Annotated in this window: 23 protein-coding genes; 12 read left to right on the top strand and 11 right to left on the bottom strand. The window is 63.8% G+C overall.

The genetic code is table 11. The features are described 5' to 3' along the window. Positions 1-199 precede the first annotated feature (199 nt). From AC6H34_RS31510 to AC6H34_RS31500, 3 genes are read left to right on the top strand one after another with little or no spacing between them, the layout of a single operon-like run. A complete protein-coding gene (locus tag AC6H34_RS31510; protein WP_497541611.1) occupies positions 200-1,060 on the top strand; it encodes a fatty acid desaturase family protein in 861 nt (286 codons plus the stop codon). A gap of 41 nt (positions 1,061-1,101) precedes the next feature. Next, a complete protein-coding gene (locus tag AC6H34_RS31505; RefSeq protein ID WP_497541610.1) occupies positions 1,102-2,448 on the top strand; it encodes an aspartate aminotransferase family protein in 1,347 nt (448 codons plus the stop codon). A gap of 20 nt (positions 2,449-2,468) precedes the next feature. Then, the gene (locus AC6H34_RS31500; RefSeq protein WP_497541609.1) at positions 2,469-3,062 is read left to right on the top strand and encodes a flagellar basal body-associated protein FliL; all 594 of its coding nucleotides are present in this window, start codon (positions 2,469-2,471) and stop codon (positions 3,060-3,062) included. A gap of 5 nt (positions 3,063-3,067) precedes the next feature. Here AC6H34_RS31500 and AC6H34_RS31495 read toward each other — a convergent pair whose 3' ends face one another. The 5 genes from AC6H34_RS31495 to AC6H34_RS31475 form a co-directional block, all read right to left on the bottom strand. Next, entirely contained in the window at positions 3,068-3,742 is a 675-nt protein-coding gene (locus AC6H34_RS31495) for a class I SAM-dependent methyltransferase (protein ID WP_497541608.1), read from the bottom strand. A 77-nt stretch (positions 3,743-3,819) separates the two neighbouring features. After that, the gene (gene nadC, locus AC6H34_RS31490) at positions 3,820-4,671 is read right to left on the bottom strand and encodes a carboxylating nicotinate-nucleotide diphosphorylase (RefSeq protein WP_497541607.1); all 852 of its coding nucleotides are present in this window, start codon (positions 4,669-4,671) and stop codon (positions 3,820-3,822) included. 1 nt (position 4,672) lies between these two features. Continuing rightward, entirely contained in the window at positions 4,673-6,226 is a 1,554-nt protein-coding gene (locus AC6H34_RS31485; protein ID WP_497541606.1) for an L-aspartate oxidase, read from the bottom strand. Then, positions 6,223-7,206: a quinolinate synthase NadA gene (gene nadA, locus AC6H34_RS31480; protein ID WP_497541605.1), complete on the bottom strand. Its 984-nt coding sequence runs from the start codon at positions 7,204-7,206 to the stop codon at positions 6,223-6,225. The genes AC6H34_RS31485 and nadA overlap by 4 nt, the downstream gene beginning before the upstream one ends. A 58-nt stretch (positions 7,207-7,264) precedes the next feature. Further along, on the bottom strand, positions 7,265-8,182 hold the full coding sequence (locus AC6H34_RS31475; protein WP_497541604.1) for an NUDIX hydrolase: 918 nt from the start codon (positions 8,180-8,182) through the stop codon (positions 7,265-7,267). Positions 8,183-8,524: 342 nt separating this feature from the next. Between AC6H34_RS31475 and AC6H34_RS31470 the strand changes: the two genes are divergently transcribed. The 5 genes from AC6H34_RS31470 (at position 8,525) to AC6H34_RS31450 (ending at position 13,491) form a co-directional block, all read left to right on the top strand. Then, entirely contained in the window at positions 8,525-9,151 is a 627-nt protein-coding gene (locus AC6H34_RS31470; RefSeq protein ID WP_497541603.1) for a ParB-like protein, read from the top strand. Between the two features lie 204 nt (positions 9,152-9,355). Beyond that, on the top strand, positions 9,356-10,105 hold the full coding sequence (map, locus tag AC6H34_RS31465; RefSeq protein ID WP_497541602.1) for a type I methionyl aminopeptidase: 750 nt from the start codon (positions 9,356-9,358) through the stop codon (positions 10,103-10,105). A 113-nt stretch (positions 10,106-10,218) separates the two neighbouring features. Continuing rightward, positions 10,219-11,226 carry an inositol 2-dehydrogenase gene (iolG, locus tag AC6H34_RS31460; RefSeq protein WP_497541601.1) on the top strand — a complete coding sequence of 336 codons (1,008 nt, stop codon included), beginning with the start codon at positions 10,219-10,221 and terminating at the stop codon, positions 11,224-11,226. Between the two features lie 2 nt (positions 11,227-11,228). Next, the gene (locus AC6H34_RS31455; protein WP_497541600.1) at positions 11,229-12,665 is read left to right on the top strand and encodes an NAD-dependent succinate-semialdehyde dehydrogenase; all 1,437 of its coding nucleotides are present in this window, start codon (positions 11,229-11,231) and stop codon (positions 12,663-12,665) included. A 10-nt stretch (positions 12,666-12,675) separates the two neighbouring features. Continuing rightward, positions 12,676-13,491 (top strand): HpcH/HpaI aldolase family protein, encoded by an 816-nt coding sequence (locus AC6H34_RS31450; protein ID WP_497541599.1) that lies wholly within the window; start codon positions 12,676-12,678, stop codon positions 13,489-13,491. 44 nt (positions 13,492-13,535) lie between these two features. Here the strand turns inward: AC6H34_RS31450 and AC6H34_RS31445 are convergent, their stop codons facing one another. The 3 genes from AC6H34_RS31445 to AC6H34_RS31435 all read right to left on the bottom strand — a co-directional run bounded on the left by AC6H34_RS31445 (position 13,536) and on the right by AC6H34_RS31435 (position 16,030). Next, a complete protein-coding gene (locus AC6H34_RS31445) occupies positions 13,536-14,537 on the bottom strand; it encodes a Gfo/Idh/MocA family protein (RefSeq protein ID WP_497541598.1) in 1,002 nt (333 codons plus the stop codon). A gap of 32 nt (positions 14,538-14,569) precedes the next feature. Further along, positions 14,570-15,763, bottom strand: coding sequence for a Gfo/Idh/MocA family protein (locus AC6H34_RS31440; protein ID WP_497541597.1), 1,194 nt, complete (start codon positions 15,761-15,763; stop codon positions 14,570-14,572). Between the two features lie 90 nt (positions 15,764-15,853). Beyond that, positions 15,854-16,030: a hypothetical protein gene (locus tag AC6H34_RS31435; RefSeq protein ID WP_497541596.1), complete on the bottom strand. Its 177-nt coding sequence runs from the start codon at positions 16,028-16,030 to the stop codon at positions 15,854-15,856. Positions 16,031-16,153: 123 nt separating this feature from the next. Here AC6H34_RS31435 and AC6H34_RS31430 point away from each other — a divergent pair, with 123 nt between their 5' ends. From AC6H34_RS31430 to AC6H34_RS31415, 4 genes are all read left to right on the top strand, one after another. After that, positions 16,154-16,894, top strand: a complete 741-nt coding sequence (locus AC6H34_RS31430; protein WP_497541595.1) for an ATP-binding cassette domain-containing protein — start codon at positions 16,154-16,156, stop codon at positions 16,892-16,894. Then, positions 16,884-17,945: an ABC transporter permease gene (locus AC6H34_RS31425; protein ID WP_497538351.1), complete on the top strand. Its 1,062-nt coding sequence runs from the start codon at positions 16,884-16,886 to the stop codon at positions 17,943-17,945. Before AC6H34_RS31430 ends, AC6H34_RS31425 begins: the two co-directional genes overlap by 11 nt. Before the next feature lie 59 nt (positions 17,946-18,004). Beyond that, positions 18,005-19,021: a sugar-binding protein gene (locus tag AC6H34_RS31420; RefSeq protein ID WP_497541594.1), complete on the top strand. Its 1,017-nt coding sequence runs from the start codon at positions 18,005-18,007 to the stop codon at positions 19,019-19,021. 166 nt (positions 19,022-19,187) lie between these two features. Beyond that, positions 19,188-20,057, top strand: coding sequence for a MurR/RpiR family transcriptional regulator (locus AC6H34_RS31415; RefSeq protein ID WP_497541593.1), 870 nt, complete (start codon positions 19,188-19,190; stop codon positions 20,055-20,057). 199 nt (positions 20,058-20,256) lie between these two features. Here AC6H34_RS31415 and AC6H34_RS31410 read toward each other — a convergent pair whose 3' ends face one another. From AC6H34_RS31410 to iolD, 3 genes are all read right to left on the bottom strand, one after another. Continuing rightward, positions 20,257-21,075: an SDR family oxidoreductase gene (locus AC6H34_RS31410; protein ID WP_497541592.1), complete on the bottom strand. Its 819-nt coding sequence runs from the start codon at positions 21,073-21,075 to the stop codon at positions 20,257-20,259. A 4-nt stretch (positions 21,076-21,079) separates the two neighbouring features. Beyond that, complete coding sequence (iolE, locus tag AC6H34_RS31405) at positions 21,080-21,979, bottom strand: myo-inosose-2 dehydratase (RefSeq protein ID WP_497541591.1); 900 nt, start codon at positions 21,977-21,979, stop codon at positions 21,080-21,082. Between the two features lie 76 nt (positions 21,980-22,055). Beyond that, positions 22,056-23,900 carry a 3D-(3,5/4)-trihydroxycyclohexane-1,2-dione acylhydrolase (decyclizing) gene (gene iolD / locus AC6H34_RS31400; protein ID WP_497541590.1) on the bottom strand — a complete coding sequence of 615 codons (1,845 nt, stop codon included), beginning with the start codon at positions 23,898-23,900 and terminating at the stop codon, positions 22,056-22,058. Between the last annotated feature and the right edge of the window lie 178 nt (positions 23,901-24,078).

Raw genomic sequence — 24,078 nt, 5'->3', positions numbered from 1 at the left:
ATCAAATTTTGGAGCTTCCTCCACGGAATGGGGGGAAGAAATCCGTGGCGCTTCCTCCAAAATCGATGGTTCGAACGGCTAAGTCATTGAGAAATCTAATTCGCGCCGGGTTGGCACACACCTTGCGCCTTGCGGTGGCATGAGATGCCGCCTGCTCCTTCGGAGCGCGCCGGCCAATCAACCCGGAGTGTGTCCGAACATGCAGACCCGCCTTCTGCAATATTCCCGCTGGGACTGGATACCGGTGTCACTCGGCCTCGCGCACCTTGCGGGCGTGATCGCGCTGTTCCTCGCCTTCCCGATGCTGTCGTGGTGGAGTTTCGTGACGCTGGCCCTGATCTACGCGCTATCGATCTCGTGGAACATCAACAGCATCTCCCACAATTTCATCCACAATCCCTATTTCAAAAGCGCCGGCCTCAACGCCGCCTTCAGCATGGTCCTCTCGATCACGCTCGGCTTTTCCCAGACGATGTATCACTTCGTCCATATGCGCCATCACAGCGGCAACATGGACCGGCCCGACGAGGGCGGACGCACGCTCGACTATCTCTCCATCTACAAGCACGGCCATGACGGGCACCCCGAGAATGTCTGGAGCTACACCTTCCTGAGCTATTTTCGCGACGATCCCGTCGAGATCCTCCGGGCAATGGCTTTGCGGCGTCCGAGCGAGGCACGGCAGGCCAAGATCGAGCTTGCCGTCATGATCGGCTTCTACCTCGTCCTGACCGCCATCGACTGGCGCTTCCTGGTCTGCATGCTGCCGTTCAACTATCTCGGGCAGAGCCTGTCCTCGCTCAACGGCTATTACGAGCATTTCGGCGGCGATCCGGACAAGCCGCTAGCCTGGGGCGTAAGCACCTACGACAGGATCTACAACTGGACCTGGATGAACAACGGCTACCACGCCGAGCATCATTACCGCCCCAAGGTCCACTGGACCAAGATGCCCGAGCTCCACCGTGCCATCGCCGAGGAGCAGGAACAGGCCGGCACGCGGGTGATCCGGCCGCCGCATCCGCTGGGCTTCCTCGACGCCGATCTTTCCAAGAACTGACTGCGCCTCGCCAATCCCCCTTTTGCAACTGAGTAAGACACGTGAATTTCGTCAACACATCGATTCTGCGTACCGCAAATAGTGCTGCTCTCTTCGATTCAGCGCGTCAGGTGATCCCCGGCGGTGTCAACAGCACCGCCAGGGCGCAATGGTCCGGGTGGATGCCATATCCGTTGTTCGTGGAAAGCGGTAACGGCTCCCGCCTGCGCGATGTCGACGACAACCACTATGTGGACTACCTCTTGGGCCTGGGGCCGATGATCCTCGGCCACAGGCCGCCGAGCGTGACGCAGGCCGTGGTCGATTTCATCGAACGGCGCGGCACCATCTTCGCGCTGCCAACCGCGGAGGAGGCGGTATTGGCGGAGAAGATCATCGCGGCGGTGCCGAGCGTCGACCAGGTCAGGTTGTGCAATACGGGCACCGAGGCAGTACTCTATGCCACGCGCCTGGCCCGCGCTTTCACCGGCCGGCGCAAGATCATACGCTTCGAGGGCATGTATCACGGCTTCTCGGACGGTGTTTACTGGAGCAAGCATCCCTCCCTCGCGATGGCAGGGCCGGACGAGCGTCCCAGCCCGGTGGCCCAGGGTCCCGGCATGCCCCATGGCGTGGAGGAAAATCTCATCATCCTGCCGTGGAACGATGCCGATCTCCTGGCCGATGTGATCGCGCGCGAAGGCGCCGACATTGCCGCGGTGCTCACCGAACCGGTGATGTGCAACACCGGCTGCATTCTTCCAAAGCCCGGCTACCTCGAGGCCATGCGTGCACTCACGGAGCAGCATGGCATCGTTCTGATCTTCGACGAGGTGATCACAGGCTTCCGCCTCGGGCTTGGCGGGGCGCAGGAACGCTACCGCATCCGGCCTGACCTCTCCGTCTTCGCCAAGGGCCTCGGCGGAGGCTTTCCCGTCGCCGCGATGGGCGGGCGGGCCGACATCATGAAGCTGGTCGCGACCGGCGCCGTTTCCATGGCCGGCACCTACACGGCCAACGGCATCGCCGTCGCGGCGGCAAACGCAGCCCTGGACGAATTGGGAAAGGAAGGCACCTACGACCGCCTCGATGCCGTATCGGACAGCCTCCGCAGCGGCCTGGAGCAGGTCCTGGAGGCCGCAGGCCTGCCGGCGACCGTGGTGGGTGTCGGTCCCCTGATGCAGGTCTGGTTCTCCGAACGGGCCATCGACAACTATCGCGACGCCGAACGTCACGCCGACCAGAACATGTTCCGGCTCTGGTGGGAGGGCATGCTGGAGCGCGGCGTCCTTTTCCACCCCGGGGCCTATGAGAACCTGTTCGTCTCGACGGCCCATTCGGCAGAGGACGTCGCCATCACCCTGAATGCCGCACGGGATACCGCGACTGCGCTGGCGCGAATGCTCTGACGCCAAACCGGGAGATGGTGATGTCCATTTTCACGCGCCGCAGCCTGCTGGCAGCCCTGGTCAGCGCCCTGCTGGCAGGAGCGATGCCGCACCCCGCGCTGGCACGGGATTTCCTTGCCGGCTGCACCATTCTCATCATCCGGCACGCCGAAGCCCCGGCCACGGGGCGAGGATTGGCGCCGGAGGGCGAGAGAAGGGCCCGTGCCTATGCCCATTACTTCAAGCCCTTCACGGCGGATGGGGGCAGCCAGGAGCCCGAACTCCTGATCGCCTCCACCGACAGCGACAACAGCGAGCGTCCGCGCCTTACGCTGGAGCCGCTCGCCCAGGCGCTCGGCTTGCCCGTCGACACGAGCTTCGCCAATCATCAGGAGAAGGAACTCGCGGTCTTCCTAAGCACGAAGCCGCACGGCAGGAGCATTCTCATCGCCTGGCATCACCACAAGCTGGCCAAGCTTATCCGCGCGCTCGGCGGCGAGCCCGCCGCCGTGCTCCCGGACGGCCAGTGGCCCGACACCACCTATGACTGGGTGGTCGAACTGAAGTTCGACTCCAAGGGCGTCCTTGCCTCCCAGCGGCTGATCAAGGAAGCCCCATCGCTGCTGTCGCAGTAAGCCTTTCAGGCCGTCTTCCTCACGCGCACGAGTGTGAAGAGGCGGAAAGGCGCGATGCGTCGGCGGTCGATGACAAGGGCGCCCGATTGAGCCTCGAGCCAATCGTCGATGACCGCCCGGGGAAATTTGGGCCGCCATCCCACCCTGTGTCCGAGGCGTTCCAGCCCGGTTTCGAGAACGGCGAAGATACCGCGCTCGGACGAGAAGTGATTCAGGATGATCACCTCTCCACCCACCCGCGTGACCCGCCACATCTCCTCGAGGACGCGCTGCGGGGAGGGGGCAACGCTCAGCAGGTAGGGCGCCGCGACGAGGTGAAAGCTGCTATCGCCGAAGGTCAGTGCGCCGGCGTCCATGAGACCCAGGGAGCGCACATGGCCAAGGTGTCTCGTAGCCACGCGCTGCCTTGCGATCTCGAGCATCGGCCTTGATAGATCGATGCCCACGATATCGGTATTCACCGGCAGGAATTCGAGCTCGAGGCCGGTTCCCACGCCGGCGACGAGCACCGAGCCGCCGTTGGGGAGAGCCTGTGAGACAGCTTGTCCAAGAGCCTTGCGGCCGGGTCTGAATGGCCAGTTGAAGACGAGATTGTAGAGGCCGGCCCAACGGTCATAGACACGCATATAGGCCGCGTCTGCACGCGGGTGCTTGCCAGTCTCTGTCTGCTCGAGATGCACTTCAATTCTCCGGGATGGGGCGGGCGGGCGAATAGAGCGGGGCCTCATTCTATTCGCTTCAGAGGGAATACGCCCGGCTACGGCGCGTAGTCGAGGCCGATGTCGAGGGTAGGCGCACTATGGGTGAGCCAGCCGATGGAGATGAGATCGACGCCGCTGGCCGCAATGGCCGGCGCCGTCGCGGCCGTTACGCGGCCCGATGCCTCAGTCAGCGCCCGGCCTCCAACCATCGCCACGGCAGTCCGCAGCTCATCGGGTGACATGTTGTCGAGCAGGACGGCGTCGACGCCGAGCGTCAGGGCTTCCTCCAGTTGCGCCAATGTGTCGACCTCGAGTTCGATCTTGACCATATGCCCCACCGTGGCGCGCGCGCGTTCCAAAGCCGAACGGATACCGCCGGCAATCGCGACGTGGTTGTCCTTGATCAGGACGGCATCATCGAGCCCGAAGCGATGGTTGCCTCCGCCGCCTGCGCGGACGGCGTATTTTTCGAGCATGCGCAGGCCGGGGGTCGTCTTCCTGGTGCAGACGATCTGGGCCTTGTGGTCCTTCACGGCGTCAACGACCGCCGCCGTCGCGGTGGCGATGCCACTGAGGTGGCAAAGAAAGTTCAGGGCGGTGCGCTCGGCGGTCAACATGGCATGAGCGAGACCGTTTACCGAGGCGATGACCATTCCGGGGGCGAGCTTGCTGCCGTCTGGCTTGTGGACGATCACCTCCATGGCCGGATCCATCAGTCGAAAGGCGCTGGCTGCCACGTCGAGGCCGGCGACCACGCCCGGCTGCCGGGCGGCCAGCACAGTCCTGGCCACCAGATCGCGAGGAACGATGGCGTCCGTGGTCAGGTCGCCCGCACGACCGAGATCTTCAGCCAGGGCGGCGCGAACCAGGGGCTCGAACAAGAAGGAGGGCAGGGGCGTCAACGCCATGTCAGGCACTCTCGGCAAGATCGATCGGTTGAGGACAAAGCTCCACGGCCGCACTCGTCGCCTCCTTCAAGGACAGGACGGAGCGAGAAGCGTCGGCGTGAGCCCAGGGAAAGTCGGAGCGGTAGTGGGCGCCTCGGCTCTCTTCGCGCCGGAAAGCCGAGACCGCCATCATCAGGGCGACCTGGGCAGGCGCCATGGATGGCCCGCGACGGCCTGCCAGCGGCAGGAGTGCTCCGATCGCCTTCTCCAGGCCTGTCCGATCTCTCACCAGCCCGAGCCAGTGGGAGAGCAGAGGGCGCACGGCTGTTGGATTGCCGGAAGCAGGGATCACGGGGAGAGCGTAGTCAGGCAACCTTGCACAGATATCGTTCAGGCAGTTGCGGACATCCTCGGCCACCCAGGACGCACATACGGCCGCCTCCGTCAGGGAGTTGCTGGCCAGCCGGTTGGCACCGTGCAATCCCGTGCAGGCAACCTCTCCGCAGGCCCATAATCCGCGAACGGAACTGCGTCCGCGCCCATCAACGGCGACGCCACCCATATGATAGTGAACGGCGGGCCGGACCGGTATCGGATCCCTTGTCGGATCAATGCCCGCCAGAAGGCATGAGTGCGCGATCCCGGGAAATCGCTTCAGGAAGCGTGGGCCGGGCCGCTCGCGAGCATCAAGAAACGTCGAGTGGCCGCCCATTCGATGGTTCCAGATCCCTCGTGCGACTTCATCGCGCGGCCCAAGCTCCGCCCCCGGCAGATCCTTCAGAAAGCGATCGCCCTTCTCATCGACCAGAATGGCGCCTTCTCCCCGCACCGCTTCGCTGATCAACCCCATGGGCCGTGTCGGCGCGTCCAGCGCGGTCGGGTGGAACTGGATGAATTCGAGATTGGAGAGCATCGCTCCAGCCTGAGCAGCGAGGGCCAATCCTTGGCCGGCACTGGTTCTGGGGTTGGTGCTTTCCTGGAACAGCCCCCCGATCCCGCCCGTTGCAAGCACCACGCGAGAGGTGGGGATCACGAGCGGTCCCGAGGACAAGGCGACCATCAAGCCGGCAATGCGCCCGCCCTCGACCAGGAGCCTGCGTGCTTCCGCTTCTTCCAGCACCGTAATCGAAGACGCAAGACGAACCGCCTCGACCAAGGCCCTGACAATCTCACGCCCGGTGCCGTCACCGGTGGCATGGACGATCCGGCGCCGGCCATGTGCGGCCTCCAGCCCAAGCGCATAGTTCGCACCCTCGCGATCGAAACAGGCGCCGAGATCGCAGAGCTTGCGCACGATGGCGGGAGCGGCCTTGAGAATGCGGTGAGCCTCCTGCTCATCCCCCAGCCCGTGACCGGCGGACAGCGTGTCGGCGAGATGCAGGGCAGAGCTGTCGTTCTCCCCGACACTTGCCGCCAATCCTCCCTGTGCGAGAGCGGTCGAGGTGGATTGGCCGAGGGGTCCGAGCGACACCAGCACCGTCGGCTGCGGAGCAAGGCAGAGCGCGGTCATCAAACCCGCAAGACCGGACCCCACGATCACGGTCTGCTCGTGATAGGCTCTGGGATATTCGCTCACAGGGCCAGCATCCTCTCCACGGCACGGCGGGCCGGCGCGGCCAGCAAGGGGTCGATCGTTACGACATGCCTATTGGTCTCGAGGGCCTGCCGAATATTGGCGAGGGTGATCCGCTTCATGTGCGGACACAGGTTGCAGGGCCGGATGAATTCCACGCCGGGATGCTGGAGGGCCACGTTGTCGCTCATCGAGCATTCGGTGAGGAGGACCACGCGCGCCGGCTGCTCGGCGGCCACGAAATCCGACATCACCGCCGTCGAGCCCGAGAAGTCGGCTTCCGCTACGACATCCGGCGGGCATTCCGGATGGGCGAGCACGATGATGCCCGGATGATCCTCCCTGAGCTGGCGCACTTCGCTCGCCGAGAAGCGTTCATGCACCTCGCAGTGACCCTTCCAGGCGATGATCTCGACGTTTGTTTCCGCTGCGATGTTCCGGGCGAGATACTCGTCCGGGAGCATGATGACGCGATCGACGCCGAGCCCCTCGACGATTGCCCTGGCATTGCCGGAGGTGCAGCAGACATCGGACTCCGCCTTCACCGCCGCGGAGGTGTTCACGTAGGTGACGATGGGAACACCCGGATAGGTCTGCCGCAGGAGGCGCACGTCTTCGGGCCTGATGGAATCGGCGAGAGAGCACCCCGCACCCATGTCGGGAATCAGTACCGTCTTCTCCGGATTGAGAAGCTTGGCCGTCTCGGCCATGAAATGCACGCCCGCGAGCAGGATAACCTCCGCGTCGACCGTCATGGCCTTGCGGGCGAGGGCCAGGCTGTCGCCGACGATATCGGCGACGCAATGGAAGATCTCCGGCGCCTGGTAGTTATGCGCCAGGATCACCGCGTTCCGGCGGTGCTTGAGATCGAGGATGGCATCGATATCGTCCGCCAGGACGGGCCATTCCATCGGGGGAATGACGCTCTTGACCCGCTCGTACAGCGGACGAGTCCGAAGGAGTGCACCGGCAGATGCGGACATTTTTTATACTCCGATTGAGCATAATGCCGACATATGCTTAACCTGAGCATAACTATTGTCAACCCCGAGCTTGGGGAATTTTGGTGCCGACGACGACGCGCTCGGCCAGCACGGCCTGCCGGAAGCGGAACAGCTTGGCCGGCCGGCCGATGGTCTCCGCCGTCAGCGCGCCCGTCTCCTCGACGAGTTCCTGCTGCTCGATGAGCCGCCGGAAATTCTGCTTGTGCACTCTCTGCCCCGCCAGGGCTTCGACACAGCGCTGGAGCTGGAAAAGAGTGAAGGTAGGCGGCAGGAGTTCGAAGACGACGGGGCGGTACTTGATCTTGGCGCGCAGCCGCGCAATGCCCGTCGCGAGGATGCGTCGGTGATCGGCGAGCATCGACTTGCCGGGAACGAGCGCCGAACTCTCCGATGCGGGACCGGTGCCGGGAACCAGACCGGCTTCATAGAGCAGTTCGTAGCGCTGCAGGACGAGGTCCTCATGCCAGGGCAGCCCGTTCAGTCCGAAGGAGATGTTGACCCTTTGCAGTCTCTCCTCGCGAAGCCCGGCCGTCTCCGCGCCCCGCGCCCATGAGACCAGGGGTTTGGCTATTCGGTCCTCGAAGAAGGCCGGCTGTCCATCCCGATGATCCTCCCACGGGAAATAGTCGTACCAATCGCGCCACCTACTTTCGGAACCGCCGTCGCTTCCCTGACGCGTCAGGCCGAGATAGCTCACCGAAATAACGCGTCGGCTCGGATCGCCAATGCGATCCCTGTCGGCAAAGGTATAGAGCTGCTCGATATATCCGAGCACATGGCCGGTCTGGCGCTCGACACGGGCGCGCAACCCCGATTGCAAGGAGCGATGATCGGCCTCGAAGGGGCCGGAAGGCAAGGCATTGCCGTCCTGCACGGTCAGCGTCTGCGGCCGATCTCCGGCGACGGCGACCAGCACCGCGATGAGATCGGCCGTAATCGAGCTTTGTCCATCCATTCCCAAGTTCCAGCCGCCCCCCCGGCAGCGAATCACAGTCCGTTAGACTGGACGTGAGACGAGCGGAAGCGTCTCTCCCTTCAGCGACCCAAGCTGACGCTATAGCGGCCCCTCGAAAGGAGCGAGCGATAGTTCAGTGGCTCTCGGAGATTTCGTGCCGACACAGGCATTTGCGGGCCCTCCCTGTCCATTGCAGACCGTGAACGAAGATCATCGAAGACGAGCCCTTTTCAATGGAAGCACGCTCCAATGCACCGGCCCTAGCAATTCCAGGTCAATGGCGCTTCAATGTCCGAGGGTGCTGGTGGCGAGTTGACAAGACTCCAATAAAGGTACGCTGCCATGTCTTTCTCCAGAGAGCCTCGTCTCCACCTCACGCCCATCGCCGAGCTCCGGCCGACCCAGATCACAGTCGGCTTTCGCGAGGTGGAAGCCAAACGCAGGGCTTGGCGTACGCGCGGCGATGACAAGAAGAAGGCCGATTTCATCGCCAGCCACATGATCCCCGTGATCTGGGGACCAAAGGAGAACTACTACGTCATCGATCACCATCACCTGTCGCTCGCCCTGCATCAGGAAGGGGTCGAGAGCATCGCGGTGACAGTGGTAAGCGACCTGCGCAAACTGAGCCGCGATGCATTCTGGATCTATCTGGACAATCGCGGTTGGATCCATCCCTTCGACGCCAAGGGCCAGCGGCGCAACTACGAGGATATTCCCCGGTACATCGTCGATCTGGTGGACGATCCCTATCGCAGCCTGGCCGGAGAACTGCGCATCGCTGGCGGCTACGCCAAGGATACCACGCCCTTCAGCGAGTTCCTCTGGGCGGATTTCCTGCGTCGGCGCATCAAGGCGAAGCTGGTTGCGGAGGACTTCGATGACGCCCTTTCGCAGGCCCTGGAATTGGCTCGAGGCGCCGATGCAGACTTCCTGCCCGGGTGGTGCGGGCCGGTGAAGCGACAATGACGGGCTGGCGTCGCGGCATGTGGTCGCCATGGCAGTCGAGCCTCTTCCGACCGCCTGCAACCTTGCGTTATCGGGTAGCGACATCAAGGCGCCTCGCGGATAGACGGATCCATGCCGGGACAAACCGCCTGATCGGGCTTGCGAACACGCCTCTGATGCAGCATTGGGCATGGCTCTCCTGGGCCGGGTTTGGAGTGGGACATCATGACAATTTCGAATGAAGACGAGCTTCGCGCACTCAAGGAAATCGGCCGTGTCGTCGCCAATACGCTCGAGGCTATGGGCGCTGCGATCGAGCCCGGAATGACGACGGCCGAACTCGATGAAATCGGTCGGAATCTACTGGAAGAAGCCGGTGCCCGCTCCGCGCCCGAGCTTTGCTACGGGTTTCCGGGCGCCACATGCATCAGCGTGAACGAAGAGATTGCCCACGGTATTCCAGGAGCCCGCCGCATCGAGGCAGGGGATCTCGTCAATATCGACGTTTCGGCCGAGAAGAACGGATTCTTCGCCGATACGGGCGCTTCTTTCGCCGTGCCGCCAGCAAGCAAGCGGATCGAGCGCCTGTGCCGAGACGGCCGGCGCGCGATGTGGGCGGGCATTCGGCAGGTGGGAGCAGGCAAGCCGCTGGCCGATATCGGTCTTGCGATCGGGGAGTTCGCACGCAGGAACCGATATACGCTCGTCCGGAACCTGGCCAGCCATGGCGTCGGGCGCTCGCTGCACGAATATCCGGAAGAGATCGCGACCTGGCCTGATCGTTCCGAGCGCAGGACGATGACCGACGGCCTGGTGTTCACCGTGGAGCCCTTCGTGTCGATGGGCGCTCATCTGGCGACGGAGTCGGAGGACCCCTGGACGCTGCTCAGCAAACCCCGGTCACCGACGGTTCAATATGAACATACGGTGGTCGCAACGCGCAACGGACCCCTCGTCGTCACCTTGCCGGGTTGAGGCGTCGCCAGATCGGCATGCGGCAAGGGCGGGTCGCCAAAAATTTATGCACGGCTTATTGACAACTGGAGTTTTTTGCAATGATCATTGCAAAAAATCACAGGAGGATTTCCGTGCTGAGGATTGCCGTGTTGGGATGCGGGCGGATCGGGCGGATGCACGCCGCGAACATAAGGGCGCATCCGAGGGCCCGCCTGGCGGGTGTCTTCGATATTTCGAGACAAGCCGCCGCTGAAGTCGGAGCAAGCGAAGGCACGACCGTCTATGCGGCCGACGACGACGTATTCGCCTCGAACGAAGTCGACGCGGTGCTCATTGCAAGCTCTACCAGCACGCATGCCGACTATATCGAGAAGGCCGTTGCGGCCGGCAAGCCGGTGCTGTGCGAAAAGCCGATCGACTTGAGCCTCGAAAGGGTCGACCGCTGCGCCAAGACGATTGGCAATACGCCGCTTCCGATCATGCTCGGCTTCGTCAGGCGGTTCGACCGCACGCACAGGGCGACGCGGGCCGCCATACTGAATCGCGATATCGGTGAGCTTCACCAGGTCGTCATCACCTCGCGCGATCCGGCAATGGCGCCGGACGCCTATATCGAGGCATCGGGTGGGATCTTCCGCGACATGACGATCCATGATTTCGACATGGCGCGTTTTCTACTGGGAGAGGAACCCCAGACGGTGAGCGCCACGGGCAGTCGACTGGTGGATCCCACGCTCATGGATCGCTGCGGGGATTGGGATACCGCATCGGTGGTGCTTGCCACCTCGACCGGAAAGCAATGCCTGATCCTGAATTCGCGACAGGCCGTCTATGGCTATGACCAGCGCGTCGAAGTCTTCGGCAACAAGGGCATGGCCATGTCGGAAAACCGGAGAACGCACGACTCCGTGTGCTTCACGGCCGAATCGACATCCCGCGGGGCCCCTTATCTCAACTTCTTCATCGAACGCTATTCGGAGGCCTTCAACGCCGAGATCGGCGCGTTCATCGATGCCGTCGAAAACGGCACGTCGCCGGAAGTGGGTTTCGAGGACGGGCGCGCAGCGTTGATCCTGGCCGAGGCCGCCAGCCGGTCCATCAGCGAGGGTCGCACGGTGCACATCAGCGAGGTTGCCTGACCATGTATCAGAATTTCGGCCTTTATATTGATGGCCAGTGGCGTCAGGCGTCCGACAAGGCCGCCTTCCCGGTGATCAGCCCGGTCCACGAGCGAGCCCTGGGCGAGGCGCCGGTCGCCACGCGCTCGGATACCGAGGAAGCGCTTGGCAGCGCCGTGAAGGGCCTGGCGCTGTGGCGATCCAAGACAGCGTTCGAGCGCGCCGACGCCCTGCATCGCGTCGCCGACGAAATGTTCCGCCGCAAGGACGAAGCCGTTCGTATGATTTCGAGCGAGACCGGCAAGCCGATGGTGCAGGCCGAGCGTGAATGGGGCCTGGCCACCGACCAGTTCCGCTGGTACGCCGAGGAGGCACGGCGCATCTACGGCCGTGTCATCGAGAGCCGGGTGCCCGGAGGGCGCTTCGAAGTCCTGCATGAGCCCGTCGGCATCGCCGCCGCCTTTACGGCCTGGAACTTTCCGGCCGCGCTGGTGGCTCGCAAGGTCGCACCGGCCCTCGCCGCCGGCTGCTCGATCATCGTGCGTCCTTCCAGCCAGACGCCGGGGACCGCCATGGTCATGGTCGATTGCAGCCGGGCCGCCGGCATTCCGGCCGGCGTCGTAAGCCTCGTCGTCGGCCCCACCTCGACGACCTATGATCCAATCATGGCCTCTGCGGCGGTGCGCAAGGTCTCGCTGACTGGCTCGACGCGCGTCGGGCAGCAGATGATCAAGGATGCGGCCGAAACGGTGAAGAAGGTTTCGATGGAGCTAGGCGGCAACGCGCCCCTCATCATCTACGACGACGCCGACCTCGAAATGGCGCTCAACGCTTCGGTGCCGACCAAATACGCCAATGCGGGCCAGGTCTGCGTGACCCCCGATCGCTTCTTCGTCCATGAAAGCGTCCACGATGCCTTCGTGCAGGGCTTCGTGGCCAGAGCCAACGCCCTCAAGCTGGGCGATGGCCTCGACAGTGCGACGCAAATGGGGCCGCTCATCAACGCAAGGCGGCGCAGCGAGATCGAGGCCATCACCACCGAGGCCGAGAAGGCCGGCGCCAGGGTGCTGTGTGGGGGCCGCGCGCCCTCCACCCTCAATGCCGGCTTCTTCTTCGAGCCGACCGTGCTCACCCATGTCGAGGACGGCATGCGCGTGTTCGCAGAGGAGAATTTCGGGCCTATCGCTGCCATCGCGCCGTTTTCGTCGGATGACGAGGTCATAGCGCGGGCCAATGCCAGCGATATGGGATTGTCGGCCTATGCTTTCACGAGCAGTCCCAGGCGCGCCAGGCGTACCGTCACGGAGCTGAAGGCTGGCATGGTCGGCATCAACAGCTTCGCCCTGGCCGCCGCCGAGGCTCCTTTCGGCGGCACCCGTTATTCCGGGATGGGCCGGGAGGGGGGCATGGAAGGCATTGCCGACTATCTCGACACCAAGCTCGCCCAGATTGTGTTTTGAGGAGGCGTCCGTGATCAAGAACAAGCTGAGGCAGGTCTGGTCCGGGGGACATTCCACGATCAACGGATGGCTCTCCATTGGCAACCCGTTCACGGCGGAGATCATGGCTGCGCAAGGCTATGACAGCGTCACGGTTGACCTGCAGCACGGCGCCCTCGACTATTCCATGCTGCTGCCGATGTTCCAGGCCGTGCGCGCCTCGGGCGTCGTCCCGATGGCGCGGGTACCCTGGCTCGAACCCGGCATCATCATGAAGGCGCTGGACGCTGGCGCTTACGGTATCATCTGCCCCATGGTGAACACCGCCGAGCAGGCCGCCGAGTTCGTGAGCTACATACGCTACCCGCCGCAGGGCCAGCGCAGCTTCGGCCCGACGCGTGCGAATTTCTCCGCGGGCGCCAACTACGCTGCCGAAGCCAACCACGAGATTCTCGGTCTCGCCATGGTCGAGACCGCCCAAGCCATGACCAATCTGGAGGCCATTGCCGCCACGCCCGGATTGGACGGCATCTATGTCGGGCCGGCCGATCTGACTTTCAGCCTGCATGAGGGGCGACTCGCACCGGGCTTCGATCGCGAGGAACCGGAGATGATCGAGGCGCTGCAGAAGATCGTCGCTGCATGCAGGAACGCAGGCAAGAGAGCCGCCCTGCATTGCGGCACCCCCGACTATGCCGCGCGCGCCATCGCATGGGGCTTCGACATGACGACGGTATCCGGCGACGCCAGGCTGCTCGCCGCCGCCGCCCAGGCCAGTGTCGCACGCTTCCGGGAACTCAACGGGAAGCCCGCCGAGGCGACGACGGCCGTCAAGCTTGGCTACTGATGCCGGCGACAGCCGGACTGGGAACTCGAAAGCCTCGCAAGGCCTCAACCGTAGAGCTTGGGAACCGGCGCAGCGGGGATCTCCTCCCGACGGCCGGAGCCGAGGGATCGCAATCCCGCCTCTGCCACGAGGGTGGCGGCGTAGCCGTCCCACGCGCTTGCGCCCTCGGGTCGGCCCGTCTTGATGCCCGCGATCCATCTCTGCGCTTGCAGGCGATAGGCGTCCTGGAAGCGCGGACGCCAATCCAGCGGATAGCTGGTGCCCTGCGACAGGGCATGGTTGACGATGCCATGAATCGGCCGCTGCAGTTCGACCGTGCCCTTCTCGCACACGAGTTCGCCCCTGACATCGTAGCCATAGGCAGCATCGTTGAACACTTCGATGGTCACCAGGGCCCCACTGGCACTGTCCAGCACCAGGAAGACGGGCGCGCCGGGCGATTGACCGGCTAAGCTGGCGGGCCGGAACACCGAGATGGCCGTGAGATCACTGGCGAGCATCCAGCGCACCACGTCGAATTCGTGTACGGCCGAATTGGCGATGGCCATGCTGCCATCGAACCAGGGTGGCGCGGCCACGTTGCGATGAATGCAGTGAAACATCACAGGCTTGCCGACCTGGCCCGCCACCAGATGGGCCTTCATCTCCACATAGGACGGATCGAAGCGGCGCATATATCCCACCTGGACGAAGCGCGCGCCGGCCGCCACCTCGGCTTCGATCAGTTCGAGGCATTCGTGTGAGGTGGGGGCCAGAGGCTTCTCGCACAGCACCGGCTTACGAGCGGTGATGCCTGCAAGTGTCAGCTCCTTGTGGGTAGCGTCCGGCGAGGCAATCAGGACCGCATCAACCTGCGGATCGCCGATCAGACCCATGGGATCGCTGGCGACATCGTCTGCGCCGACCTCGTCGGCAATCTGCCTGGCCCGTTCCGCATTGGCGTCATAGATGCAGCGAATGGTTGCACCCGCCACCTGCGATGCGATCGTGCGGGCATGATCGGCCCCCATTACGCCAACGCCGACAATCCCCACTCTGACGCTCATTCATTCCTCCCACGCCGGCTTCCATTCCGGTTCTATGCCAGCCAACACGGTGTCCAGGCACCGCCTTTTTCATGCGACTCCACGGCCGCTTCGATGAAACGCACCCCGCGTGCCCCGTCCCTTACCGTGGGAAATTCGAGCATTCCCTCGGGCAGCGAACGCCCGGCGGCCTTGGCCTCGATTGCCACTGCGAATTCGGTGTAGAGATTGGCCCATGCATTGCTCAGCGCCTCACCATGTCCGCTCGGTAGCGTGGACATTCTTGCGGCGGCGGGAAGCATCGCCCCCTGCTTTCCCCGCACGATCACCTCGTCCGGACGCCCGAGATAGCTGACCCGGAGATATTCGGGCTTTTCCTGGTCCCATTCGATGCCGCCCTGATCCCCGTAGACCCTGAGACGCAGGGCGCAGTAATTGCCTGGGGCGACCTGTGTGACAAGCAGCGTGCCCGGCGCACCGCCGGCAAAGCGAACATTGATGAAGGCAGTGTCCTCAAGTCCGCGTTCAGGGCCGCAGACATGCAGATCCGCCTTCAATTCGACGATGGCATCTCCGGTGACATAGCTGGCGAGATGGAAGGCATGGGTGCCGATATCGCTGATCGCCGACGCCTTGCCGACCCTTGCCGGATCCTGGCGCCAGGGGATTTCGCCGCTGGCGGACCTCTCCTCCAGGCAGGACCACTCCTGGAAATACTCGACATGGACCTGCCGGATCCGTCCAATCCTGCCCCCGAGGATCATATGCCGCGCCTGCCGCACCATGGCGTGGAAGGCGAAGGCATAGGTCACGCCGAAAACCAGCTTCGTCTCCTCCTGGAGCGCCAGCAAGGCCTCGGCATCCTTGAGCGAGGTCGTCAAAGGCTTGTCGCAGATGACGTTGATACCGGCCTTCAGGAAAGCCTCGGCAATGGCACTATGGGTGTGATTGGGAGTGCAGACGGCAACGGCGTCGATAGGATCCGGGCGTGCGGCCTCGCGTTCAGCCATGGTGCGGTAATCGTCATAGATGCGGTCCTGGGCCAGGAACCAGTCGCGACCGGATGCTCTCGCCCTTGCCGGATCCGCCGATAAGGCGCCGGCCACGATATCCCATCGGTTCGAAAGGCGAGCCCCCGCAGCGTGCCAGGCACCGACCTGTCCGCCGCGTCCGCCACCGACGAACCCCAGCCGCAAGCGGCGAGCCGGCCCGGGATAGGCGCCCATACCAAATTGCTCGGCCTCCATGCCCATTCCTCCCCGGCGGCACCGACCGGCCGACCCAAGGCCGTGCGTCGGAGCGATTTTTGCAATTTCTATTGCTGAATTAAAATATTGTCAATTATCATTCCTGACCTCCTTGACGGCGACAGGCTTCTGCAATACTTGTTGCAAATGAACATAAAATGAAATAGAAATTGCAAAAGACCAACCAACAACGGTGGCGGGGGGAAATTTGCCGTATGCGCCAGGAGTAGCGCGGGCATCGTTGCTCCAGGCAGGTTCATTCAGCAACGAGTCTTTCGCGACGGGTGAGATCGATGCTCCCGCCATAGGCGGAGCAAGGTTCACACGGGTCGCGACTGCGGGTCGATCATCCTGGCTGGACCAACAAGAAGATGAAAGAGGGAGCGAGGCATGACGCTGTTGCAGCTGAAGTCGGTCTCAAAGAGCTTTGGGGCGATCAAGGCTTTGACGGATGTTGACCTGACGATTGGACGATCGGAGATCGTGGGACTGATGGGGGACAACGGGGCAGGGAAGTCGACGCTAGTTAAGCTGATAGCGGGGAATTTCCCGCCGACGTCGGGGGAGATCGTTCTGGACGACGAGGTGGTGCATTTCCACAAGCCGGTGGAGGCCCGGGCCAAGGGCATCGAGGTGGTCTACCAGGATCTGGCGCTGTGCAACAATCTCAGTGCGGCGGCGAACGTGTTCCTGGGCCGGGAGGTGAAGAAGAGCATCGGCCCCTTCCGCTGGCTCGACCATGGCGCGATGATCAGGAAGGCCGGGGAGCTTTTCGGCGAGCTCAAGTCGGAGACGCGGCCGCGCGATCTGGTGCGCCAGATGTCGGGCGGCCAGCGCCAGGCGGTCGCGATCGCCCGCACGCGCCTGTCCCAGGCCAAGATCGTGCTGATGGACGAGCCGACCGCCGCCATCAGCGTCAGGCAGGTCGCGGAAGTCCTCGGCCTGATCCACCGCCTGCGCGATGCCGGCATCAGCGTGGTGCTGATCTCGCACCGCATGCCGGACGTCTTCGAGGTCTGCGACCGCGTCGTGGTGATGCGGCGCGGCCGCAAGGTGGCGGACAAGGCGATCGCCCGGACTTCGCCCGAAGAAGTGACCGGTCTCATCACCGGCGCCATCCATGCAGCATGAGGCCGCGATGACGGATGCCTCCTCCAACACGCCGCCTCAGGGCCGCGACAACCGGCCGGCCAACGTCTCCATCGAATCGGTGCTGGCGGTCCGCGAGAAGACGCTGTGGCAGACGCTCGTCTCCAGCCAGGCCTTCTGGGTCACGGTGGCGCTGGTGGTGATCTGCGCCGTCATGTCGATCCGCGAGCCGCGTTTTGCGACGGAAGACAATTTCTACAACATCACGCGCAACTTCGCCTTCATCGGCATCATGGCGCTCGGGGCCACGGTGGTGATCATCACCGGCGGCATCGACCTGTCGGTCGGCTCGATCATGGGGCTTGTGGCGGTGGCCTGCGGCCTGACGCTGGAAGCCGGCTATCCCTGGTATGCGGGCGTGGGCGCCGGCCTGGCGGCGGGCGCGCTGGCGGGCGCCGTCAACGGGGGCCTCATCGCCTATGTCGGCCTGTCCCCCTTCGTGGTGACGCTGGGCATGCTGTCGGCCGCGCGCTCGGTGGCGGTGGTGCTCTCCGGCAACAAGATGCTCTACAATTTCGGGCCGGGCGGGCCGGCCTTCAAGGCGATCGGCGCCGGGGCCATCCTGGGCATCGCCAACCCGGTGTGGGTGCTGCTGGTGATGACGGCGGCCCTGTTCGTGGTGATGCGCATGACGACGTGGGGGCGGCATCTGCTCGCCGTCGGCGGCAACGAACATGCGGCCAATCTCACCGGCGTGCCGGTGAAGCGCATCAAGATGCAGGCCTATGTCTTCTCGGGGATCACGGGGGCCATCGCGGCGATCCTGAGCGTGGGCTGGGCGGGCTCGGCCATCAACTCGCTCGGCATGGGGTATGAACTGCGGGCCATCGCCTCCACGGTGATCGGCGGCGCCAACCTGATGGGCGGCGAGGGCGGCGCCTTCGGGGCGCTGATCGGCTCGGCCCTGCTCGAGGTGATCCGCAACTCCCTTCTCATGGCCGGCGTCGACTCCAACTGGCAGGGCGTCTTCGTCGGCAGCTTCCTGGTTCTCGCGGTGCTCCTGGAGCGCATCCGCGGCAAGCGACGCGAATGACCGGCAAGGCCGGCGCGCGTATCAAACGCCCGCAAAGGGCATCATGTCTGGAGGAGACGATGCTTAAATATCTGCTGACCACGGCCGCCATCGCCGTGGGCCTCGCCGCAACCGCCGGCAGCGGCCTTGCGGCCGAGAAATACACGTTCGCCCTGGTGCCCAAGAACACCAACAATCCCTTCTTCGACCAGGCCATGGCGGGCTGCAAGAAGGCCGAGAAGGAGCTCAACGGGGCGATCGAATGCCTCTATGTCGGTCCCGGCGAGCATGGCGGCGGCGACGAGCAGGCCCAGATGGTGCAGGACCTGATCACCAAGGGCGTCGACGGCATCGCGGTCTCCGTGGCCAACGCCCCGGCGATCGCCGCCGCCCTGCAGGGCGCCGCCGGCGCCAAGATCCCGGTCCTGACCTGGGACTCCGACCTGCTGCCCGACGCCAAGGGCGAGCGCATCGCCTATGTCGGCACCCACAACTACGAGATCGGCGTGAACCTGGCCAAGATCGCCATGAAGATCAAGCCGAAGGGCGGCAAGATCTGCATCCAGTCCGGCGGCGCCGCGGCAGCCAACCACAATGAACGCATGCAGGGCATCCGCGACACCCTCGCCGGCAAGGCCAGCGACCAGGCCCCCGGCGACCGGCTCACCGGCCAGAACGGCTGGACCGAGGTCGACGGCTGCCCCCTCTACACCGATGACGACTTCCCCAAATCCGTCCAGCAGATGGAGGACACCCTCGGCAAATATGCCGATCTCGACGCCTTCATCCCCACCGGCGGCTTCCCCGAATTCCTCCCCGACGCCTATCGCCAGGTCGCGTCCAAGTACAAGGACAAGATCAAGTCCGGCGCCCTCGCCCTCGTCGTCGCCGATACCCTCCCCGTGCAGATCGACCTCCTCAAGGAAGGCCTCGCCTCCGGAAACGTCGGACAGAGACCCTTCGAGATGGGATACAAGGCCATGTACTTCCTAAAGGACATCAAGGAAGGAAAGCCAAATCCACAGGACCCAACCTATACAGGCCTCGATGTCTGCACGCCTGATAACGTCGCAACATGCATCGGCGGCGGCAACTAGGCCCGGTCGCCGAGGCAGCCTGCGGGGATGACGGACGGTCCGGCAAATCAGGCCGGGCATATTTTGAATGCCGCGCGGCTAACGCTGCGCGGCATGCCTATGGTAAAGCGCGATGAGCACGTGGCACCTTCGAGTGCCGATGCCCTGTTGCAAAGAGGAAATATTCATGGGCGCCGACAGTGTCCCGCAGGATTACGAGGACCTCATTCGGATCATCCACGACAAGTATGACGGGATGAGCAAGGCCTACCAGAATATCGCCGTATACCTGACCCAGAATCCAAACGACGTCGCGGTCATGTCGCTCAACGCCATCGCGGAAACCTGCGGCATCCACGCATCGAGCTTCGTGCGCTTCGCACAGATGCTGGGCTATAAGGGCTTCAAGGAAGTACAGGCTGTCTTCCAACGACGCCTCTCCACCGCGGCTCCCGGTTTCCAGGCCAGAATCAAGGCCCTGGAGACGGAACTGAGCGATCGTGAAAATGTCGGAGGCTGGGGCTTCCTTCACGATCTCGTCCTGCGGGACATCGATGCGCTCCAGGAATTGCTGAACCTGACGACTGGAGAGACCATCGAGAAAGCCGTCGACCTGATGGAAAAGGCTGACACCATCTATCTGGTGGGCCAGCTGCGCTCGGCACCCATCGTCGACCTCACCCGCTATATTCTGACCATGCTGGGAAAGCGTACGGTTCTTCTGGATGCGAGTGGCGGCCTTTCCACCCACATTGCGGGCACCATGCGGCCCACGGATCTGCTCTTTGCCGTCTCTTTCCGGTTCTATGCGACGGAGGTTGTCAATATCGTCGAGCAGGCAGCCTCGCAGGGCCTGCCCATCCTGGCGATAACGGATTCCACGCTTTCGCCCCTCGCCAAGAACGCAACCGTCCTCTTCGCGGTGCCGGAGCATCAATATACGTTTTCAAGGTCCCTGGCTGCCCCGATGTGCCTGGCCCAATCCCTCACTGCAGCACTGGCGGCGCGCCTGCAGAAGGCTCCGGTGCCTCGTATCCCGATCGTCACGCAGCCTTGAGGCAAGGCCGTCCTGGCGCATTCCGGTTCGACACCACGTATCCTGATCGAGCGAAGAGGGGCGCTTCAGCGGAACCTTGCGTCTCCTGCCCTTTCCGCCCAGCCGCAAGACGCCCTGGGAAGAAGACGCGGCGGCCGCACAGGAATGAGCCCGCCAAGGTCCGCCTCCGCTCCGAGGACTTCCTCCTGCTTGAAGTCAATCAGGCCAGCGAAAGGGCTTCGGTGGGCACCGGCATCATGCCGGCCGCTCCGCCCCAGACGGTCTGGTCGTAGTTGATGACGGCGCCCGTCATCAGGCCGGCATCGTCGGAGACGATGAAATTGACGGCCCGGGCTGCCTCGGCCGGATCGACGAGGCGTCCGAAGGGCAGTGCGGCCGCAGCCTTGGCTTCCCAATCGGGATCGCCGGTGGAAGCCGCCTGCAGTTCGCGTTCATGGTCGGACGACATCCAGCCGACATTGAGCTGGTTCACGCGGATCCGGTTCTTCATCACCGAAAAGGCCGTGTTGCGCGTCAGCGTCGCCAGGGCGCCCTTGGAGGCGCAGTAGGCATTGATGAAAGGCTGTCCGGCATGTTCGGAAATCGAGCCGATATTGCAGACCGATCCCGCAATGCCATCGCGGATCATCAGTTTCATCGCCTCTTGCATCAGGAAGTAGGGCCCGCGGACATTGGTGGCAAAAAGCTGGTCGAACAGTTCGGGCGAGGTGTCGAGAATCGTGCCGCGATCCGTGCACGCCGCGGCATTCACCAGGACATCCACCCGGCCGTGGACGCGATCGGTTTCGGCGATGGCGTGCCGGCACTGCGCGACAACCGCCACATCGGCCTTGACGAAGTGAACGGGAACGCCGGTCCGCGCTTTGATCTCATCGGCAACGGCCTGCCCCTTGGCGGCATTGCGGCCCAGCGTGACCAGGCCGGCAGCCCCGGCCGCGGCAAGCTGCTGCGCGATCGCGGCGCCCAGGCCCTGCGTCGAACCCGTGACGACACAGATCTTTCCATCCATGCGATTCATGGCATCAGTTCTCCACCGAATAGCCGGCTGCGGCCATCACCCTCAACAATTCCTTGTGCCCGATCCTGGCCATCTCCAGCGGCGGGCTCTTGACCGGATCCTGCTCCGCCTCGACGACGAACCATCCCTCATAGCCGTGGGCGGCCAATCGCTTCACGATGGCCTCGAAATCGAGCGATCCGTCTCCGGGAACGGTAAAGGCCCCCTTCACCACCGCGTCGAGGAAGCTCTCCCTGGTGCGATCGAGACCAGCGACGACCTCGGCGCGGATATCCTTGGTGTGGACATGGGAAATGCGCGCATGGTGCTTGTCGATCACCCGCAGCACGTCGCCGCCCGCAAAAGCCATGTGTCCCGCATCATAGAGCAGGGGCAGGGCCTCACCCGAATGCTTCATCAGAAGATCGAGCTCCTCCTCGGTCTCGATGGGCGCCGCCATGTGATGATGGTAGCTGATCGGCATGCCCTGCGCGGCGCACCATTCGGCGAAGGCCGTCATCTTGCGCCCGTAGACCTTGATTTCATCCTCGCTCAGCCGCCGCTTTGTCGACAGGGGTGCGGAGCGGTCCCCCTGGATGGTGCCGGCTGTTTCGCCATAGACGATGCAGGGCGCTCCGACCGCCTTGAAGAGCGCCATCTGCCCGGCAATGCGCTCCTTCTCCACCTCAAGATCGCCATCGAGCAGCAGGCCCGAGAACCAGCCGCCGCAAACACGCATGCCGTGTTTGTTCAGCACGGGCTGGAGCGCGGCGGGATCCATCGGAAAGCGGCGCCCGGTCTCCATCCCCGTAAAGCCTGCCTCATGTGCCTGACGCAGGCATTCGTCGAGCGACACGTCGTCGCTGAGCTCGGGCAAATCATCGTTCCACCAGGCAATCGGTGCGATGCCAAGTCTGGCTTTCATGAGGCTCTCCAAATCCGGGTCGATGGAAGTCGAGGCCAACGACGCCCCGAAGGCAGCATTGGCGGGAAGGGGAAGGTCACACACCGACACGCTGGCGCTTGCGTCCGGCCAGCTGGGAGGCGTGCGCCTCGCGCACCTGGCTCCTCTCGCTCGTGGCGGGAACGCCGACATCCCACCAGGCATCGCCCGGCGTCCAGGCAAAGGCGTCGGAAACGATGGTGATGACCGTGGTCCGATCGTTCTGCTGGGCCCATTCGACGGCCTGGCCGAGGTCGGCAAGGCTATCCACCTGCCGGGTCAGGGCGCCCATGGCTTCGGCATGCTTGGCGAAGTCGACCGCAAACGGCTCCTTCACGCGGCAGTCCCTGATCAGATTGTTGAATCCGGGCGTGCCCTTGGCGTTCTGCAGGCGGTTGATCACGGCATAGCCGCCATTGTCGCAAACGATCAGTATGATCTTGTGTCCGCTCAGGACGGTCGAATAGATGTCCGAATTCATCATCATGTAGGTGCCGTCGCCGACCATGACGATCGGCGTGCGCGTCGGATCGGCCATTGCAGCGCCCCAGCCTGCGGCGATCTCGTAGCCCATGCAGGAAAAGCCGAACTCGCAGTCGAAGGTGTTGGGATCCTTGACACGCCAGTTCTTCATGACTTCACCGGGCAAGCCACCGGCCGCGGTGATGAGCAGGTCCCGGTTGCCGGCCCTGGCATTCACCACCCCAACGACCTGTGCGTAGGTCGGAACCGGATCGTTGGTGGGCTTCTGGAAGCCATCAAGCATGGCATTCCATCTGGCGAACTCCTCCACGCCCTTCTGCGTCCAGGCGGCCGGCGTCTTCCACTCGCCAAGCGCACTCTCCAGCTCCTCGACGGTTTCCAGGGCATCGCCGACGACCGCCAGCGCCCGATGCTTGGTGGCGTCCCAGCGCGCTGCATTGATGGAGATGAATTTCGCCGTCTCGGAGAAGGCGGTCCACGAGCCGGTGGTGAAGTCCATCAGCCGCGTGCCGATGGCGAGGATGACATCGGCTTCGCCCGCCAGTGCGTTGGCGGAGGTCGATCCGACGATGCCGATCGGCCCGACATGGGCGGGGTGGTCGTGCGTGACCGAGCCTTTGCCGGCAATGGTCTCGGCGAGCGGAATGCCCCGCTTGGCTGCAAAGCCGGCCAGCGCCGTCTCGGCACCGGAATAGCGCACGCCACCGCCTGAAATGATGAGCGGCCGCTTGGCCTGCTGCAGGATCTTCACGGCCTGCTTGAGCTGATCGCGGTCCGGGCGCGGCCTTGGAATCTTGTGCACCACGGGCTCGAAGAACGCTTCGGGATAGTCCCAGGCCATCTCCTGGACGTCCTGGGGCAGCGCGATGAAGGCAGGCCCGCAATCGGCCGGATCCAGCAGCACGCCGACGGCCTGGGGCAGGGAGGAGATGATCTGCTCGGGATGGACGATGCGGTCCCAATAGCGTGTCACGGCCTTGAAAGCGTCGTTGACGTTGATGGTGGGGTCGCCGAAGTGCTCCACCTGCTGCATGACCGGATCGGGGCGGCGATTGACGAACGTATCGCCCGAGAGCAGCAGCACCGGCAGGCGATTGGAATGGGCAACGCCGGCGGCGGTGACCATGTTGAGTGCACCAGGGCCGATCGAGCTTGTGGCGACCATGATCTGACGCCTGCGCGTGGCCTTGGCAAACCCTATCGCTGCCAGAGCCATCGATTGCTCGTTCTGGCCGCGCCAGGTCGGCAGGGTGTCCTTGACCGCCTCCAGGGCCTCGGAGAGGCAGGTGACGTTTCCATGGCCGAAGATCGCGAACACGCCGGGAAAGAGGGGAGCCTTGGCTCCCTCCACCAGCGTGAACTGATTGCACAGATAACGGACCAGGGCCTGGGCCATTGTGAGGCGAATAGTTGCCGGCATCGTCGTCCTCCCACGCCATCGCGATTTTTCTATTGCTTACGAAATGATTATTGACAATGCAAGATATTTGCAATCACCATTGCAAAATGCCCAAAGGGCGGAAATGCCCGGCCATGAAGCGGCCTGCCTGCGCTCTCGTCAATGGCCGGGCATGAGACGATCGAGACAGCCAGCCATT

This window comes from Labrys sp. ALF-8 (genome assembly GCF_059699065.1).
This window is presented reverse-complemented; position numbering and strand designations above follow the sequence as displayed.

Coding starts and splice junctions, on each gene's coding strand:
- AC6H34_RS31510 (WP_497541611.1), top strand. CDS start 200: ATGCAGACCCGCCTTCTGCAATATTCCCGCTGGGACTGGATACCGGTG.
- AC6H34_RS31500 (WP_497541609.1), top strand. CDS start 2,469: ATGTCCATTTTCACGCGCCGCAGCCTGCTGGCAGCCCTGGTCAGCGCC.
- nadC (WP_497541607.1), bottom strand. CDS start 4,671: ATGGCGTTGACGCCCCTGCCCTCCTTCTTGTTCGAGCCCCTGGTTCGC.
- nadA (WP_497541605.1), bottom strand. CDS start 7,206: ATGTCCGCATCTGCCGGTGCACTCCTTCGGACTCGTCCGCTGTACGAG.
- AC6H34_RS31475 (WP_497541604.1), bottom strand. CDS start 8,182: ATGGATGGACAAAGCTCGATTACGGCCGATCTCATCGCGGTGCTGGTC.
- AC6H34_RS31470 (WP_497541603.1), top strand. CDS start 8,525: ATGTCTTTCTCCAGAGAGCCTCGTCTCCACCTCACGCCCATCGCCGAG.
- map (WP_497541602.1), top strand. CDS start 9,356: ATGACAATTTCGAATGAAGACGAGCTTCGCGCACTCAAGGAAATCGGC.
- AC6H34_RS31455 (WP_497541600.1), top strand. CDS start 11,229: ATGTATCAGAATTTCGGCCTTTATATTGATGGCCAGTGGCGTCAGGCG.
- AC6H34_RS31445 (WP_497541598.1), bottom strand. CDS start 14,537: ATGAGCGTCAGAGTGGGGATTGTCGGCGTTGGCGTAATGGGGGCCGAT.
- AC6H34_RS31440 (WP_497541597.1), bottom strand. CDS start 15,763: ATGGAGGCCGAGCAATTTGGTATGGGCGCCTATCCCGGGCCGGCTCGC.
- AC6H34_RS31430 (WP_497541595.1), top strand. CDS start 16,154: ATGACGCTGTTGCAGCTGAAGTCGGTCTCAAAGAGCTTTGGGGCGATC.
- AC6H34_RS31425 (WP_497538351.1), top strand. CDS start 16,884: ATGCAGCATGAGGCCGCGATGACGGATGCCTCCTCCAACACGCCGCCT.
- AC6H34_RS31420 (WP_497541594.1), top strand. CDS start 18,005: ATGCTTAAATATCTGCTGACCACGGCCGCCATCGCCGTGGGCCTCGCC.
- AC6H34_RS31415 (WP_497541593.1), top strand. CDS start 19,188: ATGGGCGCCGACAGTGTCCCGCAGGATTACGAGGACCTCATTCGGATC.
- AC6H34_RS31410 (WP_497541592.1), bottom strand. CDS start 21,075: ATGAATCGCATGGATGGAAAGATCTGTGTCGTCACGGGTTCGACGCAG.
- iolE (WP_497541591.1), bottom strand. CDS start 21,979: ATGAAAGCCAGACTTGGCATCGCACCGATTGCCTGGTGGAACGATGAT.
- iolD (WP_497541590.1), bottom strand. CDS start 23,900: ATGCCGGCAACTATTCGCCTCACAATGGCCCAGGCCCTGGTCCGTTAT.